The organism is Sinorhizobium mexicanum (genome assembly GCF_013488225.1).
Taxonomy (GTDB): domain Bacteria; phylum Pseudomonadota; class Alphaproteobacteria; order Rhizobiales; family Rhizobiaceae; genus Sinorhizobium; species Sinorhizobium mexicanum.
In genome coordinates this window covers 185,008-197,467 of the sequence record NZ_CP041241.1, presented here as the reverse complement: position 1 = coordinate 197,467, position 12,460 = coordinate 185,008, and the positions used below count along the sequence as shown (strand labels likewise).

Here is a 12,460-nt window from a genome sequence, read left to right as displayed (position 1 = left end):
GATTAGGACTTCCGCCTGGCGATGGCTTGCATGTCTTCCAGCTTGAGCTCATCGATCGCCGATAACGCCTCCTCGGCGGACCAGCCGGCGCGTATGGCCGCAGCCACGAGCTTGGCTTCGGCTTCCTGTTCGAGGTGCAGATATAGCAACTCCAATGCCTCGCGCGCGGTCACAATGTGCTCGGCGGGGGTGGCAATGGAGTGAGGCTGCTGTGGCATCGCACTTCCTCCCTTGCTCGCTTGTTATCCCTGTTATTGTCCCTATTAATGCGATTAATGCAATGCATGGGCGGCGCTTCGGCTGCTTTCTGAACGCGGCGGCGCCCCATCCGCCGCGGAATTGCCGTCCTCGTCAAATGGAATAGGGCGCTCAACCCATTGAGGGGAGCGCCCTATTCGACCCGGAGATGTCTTGCGGCCAGACCAGTCGTCGGCTCGAAAACGCCTCGATACGGGCAGTGTGGGATAGATGGGTCCTGACCCGCAGGTTTCAAGCCCCCGATCAAGCAAATTGCCTCCCAAAACCCGCAGCCCGCGCGTCCAACAATCCCACCGGTTGCCTCTCCCGTAACCCGGCCGTGGGATCCGATACAAATCAAGCTCGCCGGGTTCCGGCCGCCAAGCGCGTCAAGAAAGTAGCGGAGGAGGATTTGAGGCTTGATCGTTGCGTGCGCGACAGCGATCCAAAATCAGGTGGCATATTATGTAATTATCGGGAACAGTCGCATCTCTTCACGGAAAATGCAGAATATAGGACGCGTGATTTTTCGAAATATAGTTTTCACGTTTTATTTTAGTCTTTAACATTCCGCAAATATGTGGAACCTATCCATATGCTCGGCGTTTTATCCTCCACAGAAGAAGGAGGATTGATCATGAGTACGAAAATTCTTCTGGTTCCCGCCCTTGCAGTCGGGCTTATGGCAGCGCCTGCGATGGCAAATGACAATAATGACGGCGCCGTGACCGGTGCGGCAGGCGGCGCTGTGACCGGCGCGATTGTCGGAGGCCCGGTAGGCGCTGCTGTCGGCGGCGCGGTTGGTCTCATCGCCGGTGCCGCCATCTCGCCTCCGCCGCAGCAGGTAGTCACCTACGTGCAGCAGCAGCCGATGGCGGATACGGTCGTTGTTCGTGAGCGTATCGCAGTCGGTCGACCGCTTCCGCGGACCGTTGCCCTGACGCCGATACCGGAGAATCCGACCTATGCCTACGCGGTCGTGAACCATCAGCGCGTCATCGTTGATCCCAAGACCTATACTGTAGTGCAGGTCATTCGGTAAGCGACCGGTGCTCCCCGCGCCTTCAGCAGCGGGGAGCACCTTCATTTCCGTCTTGCCCGGCCATTCGTCTCTACGCCGCTGATATCCCGCGGGCTGCGACGGGAAAGCCCGGGGCCGGAGTCGTTTCAACCGTCAATGTGAATCTGGAAGCGGCTGATGAAGTCGCCCTGCCACCACATCGGGAAATTGGTGCCCCATTTGTTGTTATGGAGGTTGAACGCGAGCCCTGCTCTGTAGGCCGGCGGCCTGTCGGGGAACCGCATGAAGGATTCCCCGAGCGGTCCCACGAGCGGCGAGTCGAGCGGCTCGACCGTCATATGTCCGCCGGCAAAAGCTGTGCGCGCGGCGAAGATCGCCTGCAACGCTCCGCCACCCCGCCGGACAGTCCGCGCCGCCTTCTGCCAGAGTCCGGTCTTGCAAAATTCCCAGCCGACAGCCCCCTTCGAGACAATATCGATGAAACCCGCTTCCGGCATCCGGTTGGCGGGCTTGCCGCGCAACACTACCGCGAGTTCGACGCCGTCGCCCGCCGGCTGCACGACATAATCCACCCGGGCGGGGGCTCCCAGTTGTTCCTGCGCTGCGCCGAAAAACCGGCAGGCGACCACAAGCTTGCCGCCATCCCTTGCAATGCCGATCAATTGCGGCCTGAAGGAAGCGGACCGCGCCGTCTGCGCACCGCTTAGCCCCGGCTTGCCGTGATCGAGGATCGCCCATTCCGGCCGGTCGGTGAGATAGCTGTCCATGAACCGGGCCAGATCGTCGGCGTCGTAGCTCTCATAGCGGTAGCCGAACAGCCGTCCGTCTCCTTCGAGCCGCCAGTTGCTCGCGGCGAGCGCCAGGATATCGCCGGTCTCGGGATCGAGTTCCACCTCCATGTCGTCGACCGTGACCTTGCCCGTCGGCGGCGACGGCTGGACGTCGATCGCAGCCGGCACCTCCGTCTCCCGAAGGGCAGCCTCCGCTCGTCTGCGGTCGTCAGCCGAAAGCGCCTCGACTGCCTGACCGAGATAGATCCGCTGTTCGCCCCAGGAAGCTTCGGTATAGCGGAAGCGGTAGTCGTCTTTCCTGATCGCCTCGAAGGCCGGCCGGTCCCAGGCCGTTTCGTCGCGCAGGTATGTCTTGATATCGACGCCGCAAGTGTGCTCGGCCACCAGCGTCAGCTTGCGCCCGAAGTCGTGCCGCGCCGGCGACAGCCCCTCCGCCTCGAAGGTGTCGTAAAGCCGCTGCAAGGCCCGGAACCGCGCGATCTTTACCGGGTCGGCGGCAGCGCCGTGGATCCAGCTGTCGCCGAGTTCTAGGTCCACCACCGGGAAGCGCTCCCGGCGTTCCCACAGGAACGCGCCATAATCCTCAAGGGTGCCCGCTCGAATTTCAGCGTCCGGGTGCCGGTGGCCCATTTCCCGCAGAACTTCCACCACCTGATGAATCTGCTGCGGGCCGATATTGTCGCTGGTGTGGGCAAAGCTCAGGCCCTCGGAAAGCCCCTCAGGCAGGTGGGTGGCGCCGTAGCTTTGCTGGTACATGACGACGATCTCCTCGCCGCCAGGGGCCTGCCATCGGAAGATTTCCGGAACGTCCGGAGAAGGACAGGCGGTGTTGACGCCGATATGCAGGAATTTCAGCCCGGCCTCGGCCATCAAAGGCACAATTCCGCGCGTATGGCCCGGCACGTCCGTCATTTTTGCAGCGATCGTCTGCCGTCCAAAGCGGCGGTCGAGCTCGGCCGCATAGGAAAGCCCGGCCCGGAAGAGCGCGGGACTCATTAGTTCCGAATGGGTGGTGAAGGGAAGGCCGTGCCAGCGGATCACCCCCTTCTCGATCGCCCTTTCGAGCCGCGCCACCTCTTCGGCCGAACGCGTGTTGAGGTGGTCCCAGATGAGCCATGCGCCCGTCGTCCAGATGAACTTCGGGTTTTGCGGGTCCTCTGCGTGAAAATGCTCGCCCGTCGCGATCGCCTGCGGGATGAACCGCTCGTGATAAAGCCGCCGCACGTTTTCCGCATGGTCTGTGAAGCCGATATCGAGATGGGTCTTGAAGACCAGGTGGATGCGTCGAGCGGTCATGCAATGCCTTTCGCGCAGATCACTTCATGGGGAAGCAGTGAAGTGATCTAACTGCTTGAAATTACGCAATTCCGGACGGAAAACCGTTGCACACTTTTCCTGGAATTGCTCTAGCCCACCGTGCCGCGCACCACGAGCCGCGTGCGCACGGTCTCGGAAAGGGCTGGCGCGGCCGGATCCTTCAGGCGACGCAGGATCAAGCGGACGAGCGCGCGCGTGCGCGCCTCGAGATCCACCTTCACCGTCGTCAGGTTGTAGCTGCGCCAGTGCGACTGGGAGATGTCGTCGAAGCCGACCACCTTCACGTCCTCCGGCACGCGCCGCTTCAATTCGTAGCGCAACGCGTCGAGCGCGCCGAAGGCGCTCTCATCATTGGCGGCGAAGATGGCGTCGGCCCCCTCGCCGACCCGGAAGAGATCGAGCGTGCCGGCATGGCCGGCGTCGTAGCTGAAATCACCGGGAATGATGATCGGCGGGGTCAAGCCCCGCCGCGCCATCAGCACTTCCAGCGTCCTGCGGCGGGCCTGCTCGGCAAGTGAATCGCGCTTGCCGGAAAGATAGGCGATGCGCCGGCAGCCATAGCCCGCAAGAAGCGCCACCGCCTGTTCCATGCCCTCCCACTGATCGACATCGATCCGGTCGTAGAGCGCCTCCGGCTCTCGCGCGCGCACTCCATCCGCCGGTTCCTCGTCCATAAGGTAGTTGATGTAGATCGGTACCGCCCGGTCAAGGAAGCGGCTAAGGATGTGCGGACGCACATTCTCGGTAAAGGCGATCACCGAGTCCGGATTGAAGCCGCGCATGTAGGCGAGCAGCGTCTCGTCCATGCTGAAATCCGTGCGCGTCTTGAAGAGCAGCGTGGCGAAGCCTTCCGCCTGGAGGGCTGTCGTGAGCGCATCGATCTCCTGGCTTTCCCAGGGACTGCAGACATCGGGTACGATCATGCCAACAAGGTGGGTGCGCCGGGTCACTAGCGCGCGCGCCGCACGATCGGGGACATAGCCCAGTTCCTCGGCGATCTTCAGGATGCTCGCCCGCTTTTCCGGCTTCAGCGGCGCGTCCGGATTGAAGGCGCGCGAAACGGCGGCCCGGGAGACCTTGGCTGCCTCGGCCACCGTCTCCGCCGTGATGCGCTGCGGTGTCTCATTAAGTTTGTTGGTCAAGCGATCGACCTGACTTTCCCCGAAAACTGAAATCGTGTTCACTATTATCCTTCCGCGCGAGAACCGAACGGTCAAGCCCCGTCTGGGCGATTCCGCGAAAATTTCCCTGCTTCTCAGTGATTTCGACGATCCGCTTCTGCGGCGTGAGCGCCAGCAAATGAATTCGGCTCACGTCGGGTTGACGCCAAACTGAAAACGTGTTCACTTTTCGACACGAGGGACGACGGCACTTGCCGGACAGCCGCTCGTGGGCCGCGGGAGCCGGCCCTACCAATCGCGAAGGGAGGAAAATCGCGATGCGCATTCACCTGCATGCATTCTGGCTGAGTCTTGCAGCGGCGACGACGTTCGCCTCGCCGACAATCTCCGCCGACCTTTCGATCACCTGCCGCTGCGTCGAGGGTGGCGTAAACTCCGAACTCGCCGCCTGGGTCAAGAAAAGCGTCATTCCCGGCTTTGCCAAGATGAAGGGTGACGGGGTCAAGGTTACCCTGACCGAATTTGCCGGTTCCGACGAGCAGCTGACACAGCAGCTCGCCCTCGACTTTTCCACCGGCGCCGGACCGGACGTCGCCGGCTTCGATGGCTTCCTGATCCCGAGTTTCGTCGAGGGCGGGCTTTTGAAGCCGCTCGACGAACTGGCGGGCGATGCCGTGACGAAGTGGGACGGCTGGAGCCATATCACCGAGGGCGCCAAGGCGCTCATGTCCTATCAGGGCAAAGCCTACGGACTTTCGCTCGGTACCGATGTGCGCGTGATCTTCGTGCGCGCCGATCTCCTGAGGGAGGCCGGCATCGACCCCGCAAGCTGGCAGCCCAAGTCGTGGGCGGACCTGCTCGATACCGCCCGCAAGCTCAAGGCGAAGAACCCCGATTCTTTCCCGCTGCAGATCAACGCCGGCGTGCCGATGGGCGAGGCGACGACCATGCAGGGCTACTGGATGGCGCTGCTCGGCACGGGCGAAGAGGTCACCGACGACAAGGGCCGCTATATCGTCTCCAGCCAGGGCATTCTCGACACGCTCAATCTCTACAAGACGGTGTATGTGGACGAGAAGCTCGGCGACCAGCGGGCCCAACTGCTGGGCGACGGGCGCAACCGCACCTTTGCGAACTTCCGCGATGGCAAGACCGCGATGCTTCTCGAAAGCGACTGGTTCTATCGCTCGGTGACCGCACCGGGCTCCGAATTTGCCGTCGAAAACCGCGATCAGGTCGTGACCTGGGCCAAGATGCCGGCCAAGGAGCCCGGCAAGGGCATCCGCGGCCAGGACTTCGTGACGATCTCCGGCGGCACCGGTTTCGTCCTCAATCCCAACACGGATGAGAAGGCACTGGCCTGGGAACTGCTCGCCTTCATGAACAGCAAGGAACAGCTCGCCGAGTTCCAGAAATACGAACCGCGCATCCGCATTCGCGACGACGTGGAGATCGCGGACGCCCCCTTCCTTGCGGAAACCTCGCAGGCGCTGCTGCCGCTCACCACCGCGCGGCCGAACGACGCCAAATACAACGCCGTTTCGGCCGAGGTCCAGCGCATGACCGAGGCGGTCGTCTCGGGCGAGCTGTCGCCGGAAGACGCCATGAGCCGCTATCGCGATGCCGTGATCCGGATCGTGGGCGAGGAAAAGACCGTGAGCCTGCTCTAACGGTCGCCCCGCGTCCCGCACGGCAGACGTGGCAACCCTCCGCGCATATGGGTCGGCAGGAGACGGCCCCATATGCGCGGAAGCAGGAGGTCGGATGAAATCCTTTTCCCTTCTATCCCGCGGCACCGGGGTTGCCTTCCTCGCCCCGGCGGGACTTCTGATCGGCGCATTCGTCATCGCGCCGTTCTTCTGGGTCATCTTTGTTTCCTTCACCAACCGCTCGCTGCTGGGCCGCACGGCGGTGGACCCGGATTTCGTGGGACTAGCCAATTATTTCTCGCTCTTCGACGCGGCGACCTTCTTCACGCGCGGTGAATTCGGCTCCTCGCTGATCCTGACCATCCAGTTCGTTCTGCTGTCGGCGGTCGTCGGACAGGCGGCACTCGGCATGTTGTTGGCGTGGATGCTGCAATCGGTGCCCAAATCGCTGAAGCACCTGACCGAGACGGTGGCGATTGGCGCGTGGATCCTTCCCGAGGTTGTGATCGCCTTCGCATGGTTCGCCTTCCTCGACTACGAGAACGGTACGCTCAACATGATCATGGAAGCGCTGGGCTTCCCGCGGGGTGATTGGCTCCTGTCATTTCCCTTCTGGGCGATCGTCGTCTTCAACACCTGGCGCGGCACGGCCTTCTCCATGATGTTGTTCAACTCCGCCTTCTCCTCCATCCCGCCGAGCTATTTCCAGGCGGCGGACGTCGCGGGGGCTTCGAGCTGGCAGAAATTCCGCGATATCGGCTTTCCCCTCATCCGCGGCCATGTGGTGACCGATCTGATCCTCATCACCATGTGGAGCTTCAATGTCTTCACACCGTTCCTGCTGACGAGCGGTGGGCCGTCCTATCGCACCGAGATCCTGCCGATCTACACCTACCGCATCGCCTTCCGCGATTTCGATTTCGGCAAGGGCGCGGCGGTCGGCGTGGTCGTGATGCTGATCAATCTCGTCTTCGCGCTCTTCTACCTCTGGGTAATGCGCCGTCGCGCCAAGGGAGTGGCTGCATGAGAAGTTACCTCGGCCTCTACTTCACCCGCATCGGCTTTTCGGTTGCGACGGCCCTGATCGGGGTGTTCTTCGCGCTACCGCTCGTCTGGTTCATCTTCGCGCCGTTCAACCCACGCGCCGAGCTGGGCCTTTCCATTCCGGCGCCGTTCTCGCTTGCCAATTTCGAGGCCGTCTTCCAGAACGGCTTCGCGATGCGAGGCCTCTGGAACTCCCTCGTTCAGAGCGTCGGCGGCGTCATCCTCGTGGGCGGTGGCGCCACGCTTGCCTCCTATGCGCTGTCGCGCTCGCCGATCCCCGGCAAGAGCGTCATCACCTACATCCTGCTGCTGTTCTCCTCCGTCGTATCGGGATCGGCGGCGATGGTACCGATCTTCCTCATCATCAACGGCATCGGCCTCATCGACACGCAGATCGCGGTGATCCTCGTTTTCGCCGGCGGGCTTTTGCCGACCGCCATGTTCATCCTGCGCGATTTCATCGACAGCATCCCGAAGAGCTACGAGGAGAGTGCGATGGTCGCTGGAGCCTCGCCCGTCCAGGCCTTCTTCGACGTGGCCCTGCCGGTCATCCGCCCGGGCATCGTGGTCGTGGTGGTGTGGGCATTCGTGAGCATCTGGGGAAGCTTCCTCATCCCCTTCATCCTGCTGCGGTCCAGCGAAAAGATGCCCGCCTCCGTGGCGATCTATTCCTTCTATTCGGAGGCGGGAACCCCGATCGTCACGCTGCTCGCCGCCTATTCCCTGCTCTACTCACTTCCAGTCGTCATTCTCTACCTGTTCGTGAGCTGGAAGTTCGGTTTCCGGTTCTTCGGCGGTATCAAGGCTTAAAGGTTCATGGCTTCCATACGCTTCAAAAGCATCACCAAGAAATTCGGCGAGTTCGTCGCCGTGTCGGATCTCGACCTCGAAATGAATGACGGCGAATTCGTCTGCCTCCTCGGCCCCTCCGGCTGCGGCAAGACGACGACCCTGCGCATGATTGCCGGCCTGGAGACGCCGACCTCCGGCCAACTGCTGATCGGCGATCGCGACGTCACCTTCCTGCATCCGAAGGACCGCAAGATCTCCATGGTGTTCCAGGATTATGCGCTCTATCCACACATGAACCTGGCCGACAACATCGCCTACCCGCTGAAGGTGCGCGGAGAAGCGGAAGCCAAGCGCCATGCGCGGGCCCGCGAAGTGGCGAATGTGCTGAAGATCGGCCACCTCATGGAACGCATGCCGTCGCAGATTTCCGGCGGCCAGCAGCAGCGTACCTCGCTTGCGCGTGCGTTGGTCTATCCGTCCGAGGTCTATCTCTTCGACGAGCCGCTCTCCAATCTCGATGCGAAGCTCAGGCTGGAGGCGCGTGGCTTCCTGAACCATCTGCAGCGCGACATGGGCATGACGGCGGTCTATGTCACCCACGACCAGGCCGAAGCCATGGCGCTTGCCACCCGGGTCGCGGTGATGGACGCCGGCAAGGTTGTGCAATATGCGCCGCCGATGGAGGTTTACCGCCGGCCCGCAACCACCTTTGTCGCCAATTTCGTCGGCAGCCCGCCGATGAACCTGCTGCCCGTCGAGGCGATGATCGCCGATGGCGTGCTCCACCTGAAAGCGGACAGGGTTTCCGTCGCGCCGCTCCCGGTCTCACGCTCGGTCGCCGCGGCATTGAAAAACAACAGCAAGCTGACCCTCGGCGTTCGCCCGGAACATCTATCGATCGCACGCGGTGGAGAAGCGAACACCGTCTACGGGCAGCTTTTCGCCAACGAGAATATGGGGCCGGAGAAGCTGGTTACGCTCGAGCGGGACGATGCCGCGCGCTTTACCGCCCGCATCTTCACCGATGACGTGATCGCGCTCGACGCGACCGTGACGCTCGGCTTTTCCTCCGAACACGTCCACCTCTTCGATCCATCAGGAGCACGGCTTCCGATGGATGGGGAACCGGCCTGACATGCTCAAGTATAACCTGCATCTGACACCGGCCGACAAGGCGCGCTCGCCCTATTTCTACGCGCCTTTCGACGTGCCCGTGGGCACGACGCGCCTTGAGGTGACGATGCGTTACGAGGGGGCGAGCGACTGCATCATCGATCTCGGCTGCGCCGATCCGCGACTTGGCGATTTCCCGAGCGAACAGGGCTTTCGCGGCTGGAGCGGCGGCGCGCGCGATCGCTTCTTCGTGGCAACCGACGACGCCACGCCCGGCTATGTCCATGGCGAGATGCCGGCCGGCATTTGGCGCGTGATCCTGGGGCTGTACCGAGTTCCCGAGCACGGCGTCGATGTCGAACTGACCTTCGCATTCGACGACGCGCCGCGCCCGCACGCACCGCAACCGCAACGCCCGCGCCCCGTTCGCAAGGGTGCCGGCTGGTACAGGGGCGACCTCCACTGCCACACCTTCCATTCCGATGCCAAGGGCAGCCCGGAACTCCTGCACGCCGCGGCGAAGCAAGCAGGCCTCGATTTTCTCGCCGTGGCGGACCACAACACCACCACCCAGCGGCGCTATTTCCATGCCCGCTCCTCGCCTGAGCTCGTCTTCGTGCGTGCCATGGAAGTGACCACCGCCGAAGGCCACGCCAACGTCTTCGGCGTCGACGACTGGATCGACTTCCGCATGACCAGGCGGGAGGACGCGCACAAGCTGTCGCAGATCGTGCACGAGAAGGGCGGACTGCTCTCGATAAACCACGACAAGCCGACCATTCCCTGGGATTACGAGTTGCCGCGGATCGACTGCATGGAGGTCTGGCAGCAGCCCTGGTTTGCCCGCAACTGGATATCGCTGCGCCGCTATCAGGAGCGGCTCGCATCGGGCCGGAAACTGTCGGCGATCGGCGGCAGCGACTATCACCAGCCGGCCCGCTTGCTGCCGGAAGGGCCGTTCGCACTCGCCCGTCCGACGACGGTCCTGTGGCTGCCCGAACTCTCGGAGGACACCGTGCTCGAAGCGATGAAGGCGGGGCACGGCTATGTCACCGAAGGCCCCACCGGCCCGCATCTCGCACTGACCGTCGACGGCGCGCCGATGGGATCGACCGTTCATTCAACCGTTTCCGGCGGGCGCGCCGAGGCGCACGTCATGGGCGCGGCCGGCGACCTCCTGGCCTGGTACGACGCCAGCGGCGAGATCGCGCGCATGCCGATCGAGGACGTCGACCAGAGGTTCAGACTGGAAGCCGCACCCAAGAAATTCCTACGTTGCGAAATCCTGGCCCACGCCAGCCACGCCGCACTCGTCGTGGAGTTTCGCGCGGCGGTGGGTGATGCCCCCCTTCCATGGGGCCTGACCGAGGCGGAGCTCGAGGTCGAGCCGCTGCGCCGCGCAATTTCCAATCCCGTCTATTTCGCGCCATAGGAGAGCCCGAATGCTCCTGTCCAACGCCCCCTGTTCCTGGGGCATCTTCTATCCCGACCATCCGCGCGTGAGCGCCGGGCGATATCTCGACGAGGTCGCGGCAGCCGGCTACCGGGGCACCGAACTCGGCCCCTACGGTTTCCTGCCCACCGATCCGGCAGCGTTGCAGGACGCGCTGGCCGGCCGGGGTCTCGAACTCGTCGGCACGGTGCACGTGCACACCTTCTCGGATCCGCTGAGTGGCTCGCAGTTGCTTGCGGATGCGGAGAAGATCGGCAAGTTGCTTCATGCCCTCGGCGCCCGCACCCTTACGCTCATGGACGAGGGCAACGTCTATCCGCCGCATGCGGTCGGCCGGCTCACCGACGCAGAGTGGCGGGCGATGACAGCGATGCTGCAGGGTGCACAGGCGCTGCTCAGGGAAAAGTTCGATATCACCCTCGCCTTCCATCCGCATGTGGCAACCGCGGTGGAGTTCGAAGAGCAGATCGACCGCCTGCTGCAGGATACGGGAATCGAGCTCTGCTTCGATACCGGTCATCACGCCTTCTGGAATCAGGACCCGCTCGCCTACATGGGCAAGGTCTGGGATCGCATCGGCTCAATGCACCTGAAGAACATCGACGCCACGGTGCGCGAGCGCATGCTCGCCGGAGACCTGACCGTGCGTGAAGCCTTCGAGGCGGGCGCCATGTGCCCGCTCCCGGACGGCGTGGTCGATATCGCCGCGGTGGTGCGGATGCTCAAGGAGCGCCACTTCGCCGGCCCCGTGGTTGTCGAACAGGACTATTTCGAGGTCATGAGCGAGAGCCCCGCCCAGCTTGCAAAGCGCAACGCCGAATTTCTGAAACCACTTATCTAGGAGCAGTCGCCGATGCAGATTTCTGTCGGCCTGATCGGTCTGGGCGAGGTCGCCCAGATCATGCATCTTCCCCTCCTCGCGGATCACCCCGGCTTCCGGATCGCCGGCGTCTGCGACGTTTCACCGATGCTGGTCGAGGCGATGGGCGTGCGCTACGGAGCCCGCCTCCGCACCACCCACGTCGAGGAAATGCTTGCGGCACCGGATATCGATGCTGTGTTCATCCTCGCACCGGACTATCTGCATTCGGAGCTTCTCGCCAAGGCGATCGAAGCGGGCAAGCACGTCTTCATCGAGAAACCCGTCTGCCTCACACGACGCGAACTTCTGCCGCTCATCGAACGCAACAGAAACAACCCGAAGACTGTCTTCGTCGGCTACATGCGCCGTTACGCCCGGCCGTTTCTGGAACTAAAGAAGCGCATGCCTCCGGCCGAGGAGATCCGCCATGTCCGCATCCGCGACCTGATCCGTGAATCGCGCTTCTTCGTCGACCAGACGCGCCATATCTTACGCGCCACCGACGTCCCGGCGACCGTCATTACGGAAGGTCGCACGAGGACGCAGGCCCTTCTGCGGGAAGTGATAGGCGCGGATCGCCCAAATCATGCGGTGCGCGCCTATCAGGTGCTGACTGGGCTCTCCTCGCACAGCTTTTCCGCCATGCGCGAGCTCCTGGGCCCGCCGAAGGGCGTGGCGGCGGCGCGGCAATCGGGCGGGGAATCGCTGGTGGCGCTCTTCGACTACGGTCACTTCACCGCGGTCTACGAGGCGGTGATCCACGACGTCGCCCGCTTCGATTCAGGCATCGAGGTGCTGACCCAGAACCGGCAATACAAGATCAACTACGACACGCCCTATGTCCGCAACCTGCCGACCCGGCTCGAAATCACCAGTTCCACCGACACCGAAACCGGCACCGAGATCATCGGACCGTTCTACGAGGATGCCTTCCGGGTGGAGCTCGGCGCCTTCCACGACTGCGTGACGCAAGGGACACGCCCAAAAACCGACCTCGAGGATTCACTCGCCGACCTTGACCTCTTCGCCGAGGTAGGGCGGCATTTCTGAGACTGTCCCG

General features: G+C 63.0%; 11 protein-coding genes. 8 read left to right on the top strand and 3 right to left on the bottom strand.

Going from position 1 to position 12,460, the window contains the following annotated elements; all coding sequences use genetic code 11:
• Positions 1-2: 2 nt before the first annotated feature.
• Positions 3-218 (bottom strand): hypothetical protein, encoded by a 216-nt coding sequence (locus FKV68_RS25095; protein ID WP_180943237.1) that lies wholly within the window; start codon positions 216-218, stop codon positions 3-5.
• A gap of 656 nt (positions 219-874) precedes the next feature.
• Here FKV68_RS25095 and FKV68_RS25090 point away from each other — a divergent pair.
• Positions 875-1,279 carry a DUF1236 domain-containing protein gene (locus tag FKV68_RS25090; RefSeq protein WP_180943236.1) on the top strand — a complete coding sequence of 135 codons (405 nt, stop codon included), beginning with the start codon at positions 875-877 and terminating at the stop codon, positions 1,277-1,279.
• 125 nt (positions 1,280-1,404) lie between these two features.
• Here the strand turns inward: FKV68_RS25090 and FKV68_RS25085 are convergent, their stop codons facing one another.
• Both FKV68_RS25085 and FKV68_RS25080 read right to left on the bottom strand, forming a co-directional pair.
• Positions 1,405-3,345: a DUF5054 domain-containing protein gene (locus tag FKV68_RS25085; protein WP_180943235.1), complete on the bottom strand. Its 1,941-nt coding sequence runs from the start codon at positions 3,343-3,345 to the stop codon at positions 1,405-1,407.
• Positions 3,346-3,455: 110 nt separating this feature from the next.
• A complete protein-coding gene (locus FKV68_RS25080; RefSeq protein WP_180943234.1) occupies positions 3,456-4,508 on the bottom strand; it encodes a LacI family DNA-binding transcriptional regulator in 1,053 nt (350 codons plus the stop codon).
• Between the two features lie 296 nt (positions 4,509-4,804).
• On the opposite strand from FKV68_RS25080, the gene FKV68_RS25075 reads away from it, so the two are divergent.
• The 7 genes from FKV68_RS25075 to FKV68_RS25045 all read left to right on the top strand — a co-directional run bounded on the left by FKV68_RS25075 (position 4,805) and on the right by FKV68_RS25045 (position 12,450).
• Positions 4,805-6,157: an extracellular solute-binding protein gene (locus tag FKV68_RS25075; protein ID WP_180943233.1), complete on the top strand. Its 1,353-nt coding sequence runs from the start codon at positions 4,805-4,807 to the stop codon at positions 6,155-6,157.
• Positions 6,158-6,251: 94 nt separating this feature from the next.
• Complete coding sequence (locus tag FKV68_RS25070; RefSeq protein ID WP_180943232.1) at positions 6,252-7,163, top strand: carbohydrate ABC transporter permease; 912 nt, start codon at positions 6,252-6,254, stop codon at positions 7,161-7,163.
• On the top strand, positions 7,160-7,990 hold the full coding sequence (locus FKV68_RS25065; RefSeq protein WP_180943231.1) for a carbohydrate ABC transporter permease: 831 nt from the start codon (positions 7,160-7,162) through the stop codon (positions 7,988-7,990). The genes FKV68_RS25070 and FKV68_RS25065 overlap by 4 nt, the downstream gene beginning before the upstream one ends.
• 6 nt (positions 7,991-7,996) lie before the next feature.
• Positions 7,997-9,106, top strand: a complete 1,110-nt coding sequence (locus tag FKV68_RS25060; RefSeq protein WP_180943230.1) for an ABC transporter ATP-binding protein — start codon at positions 7,997-7,999, stop codon at positions 9,104-9,106.
• Between the two features lies 1 nt (position 9,107).
• Positions 9,108-10,517: a CehA/McbA family metallohydrolase gene (locus tag FKV68_RS25055; RefSeq protein WP_180943229.1), complete on the top strand. Its 1,410-nt coding sequence runs from the start codon at positions 9,108-9,110 to the stop codon at positions 10,515-10,517.
• 10 nt (positions 10,518-10,527) lie between these two features.
• Positions 10,528-11,379 carry a sugar phosphate isomerase/epimerase family protein gene (locus FKV68_RS25050; RefSeq protein ID WP_180943228.1) on the top strand — a complete coding sequence of 284 codons (852 nt, stop codon included), beginning with the start codon at positions 10,528-10,530 and terminating at the stop codon, positions 11,377-11,379.
• 12 nt (positions 11,380-11,391) lie between these two features.
• Positions 11,392-12,450: a Gfo/Idh/MocA family protein gene (locus tag FKV68_RS25045; protein WP_180943227.1), complete on the top strand. Its 1,059-nt coding sequence runs from the start codon at positions 11,392-11,394 to the stop codon at positions 12,448-12,450.
• Positions 12,451-12,460 lie beyond the last annotated feature (10 nt).

Excerpts from the sequence above, each read along its gene's own strand:
- FKV68_RS25095 (WP_180943237.1), bottom strand. The coding sequence starts at position 218 with ATGCCACAGCAGCCTCACTCCATTGCCACCCCCGCCGAGCACATTGTG.
- FKV68_RS25090 (WP_180943236.1), top strand. The coding sequence starts at position 875 with ATGAGTACGAAAATTCTTCTGGTTCCCGCCCTTGCAGTCGGGCTTATG.
- FKV68_RS25085 (WP_180943235.1), bottom strand. The coding sequence starts at position 3,345 with ATGACCGCTCGACGCATCCACCTGGTCTTCAAGACCCATCTCGATATC.
- FKV68_RS25075 (WP_180943233.1), top strand. The coding sequence starts at position 4,805 with ATGCGCATTCACCTGCATGCATTCTGGCTGAGTCTTGCAGCGGCGACG.
- FKV68_RS25070 (WP_180943232.1), top strand. The coding sequence starts at position 6,252 with ATGAAATCCTTTTCCCTTCTATCCCGCGGCACCGGGGTTGCCTTCCTC.
- FKV68_RS25065 (WP_180943231.1), top strand. The coding sequence starts at position 7,160 with ATGAGAAGTTACCTCGGCCTCTACTTCACCCGCATCGGCTTTTCGGTT.
- FKV68_RS25060 (WP_180943230.1), top strand. The coding sequence starts at position 7,997 with ATGGCTTCCATACGCTTCAAAAGCATCACCAAGAAATTCGGCGAGTTC.
- FKV68_RS25055 (WP_180943229.1), top strand. The coding sequence starts at position 9,108 with ATGCTCAAGTATAACCTGCATCTGACACCGGCCGACAAGGCGCGCTCG.
- FKV68_RS25050 (WP_180943228.1), top strand. The coding sequence starts at position 10,528 with ATGCTCCTGTCCAACGCCCCCTGTTCCTGGGGCATCTTCTATCCCGAC.
- FKV68_RS25045 (WP_180943227.1), top strand. The coding sequence starts at position 11,392 with ATGCAGATTTCTGTCGGCCTGATCGGTCTGGGCGAGGTCGCCCAGATC.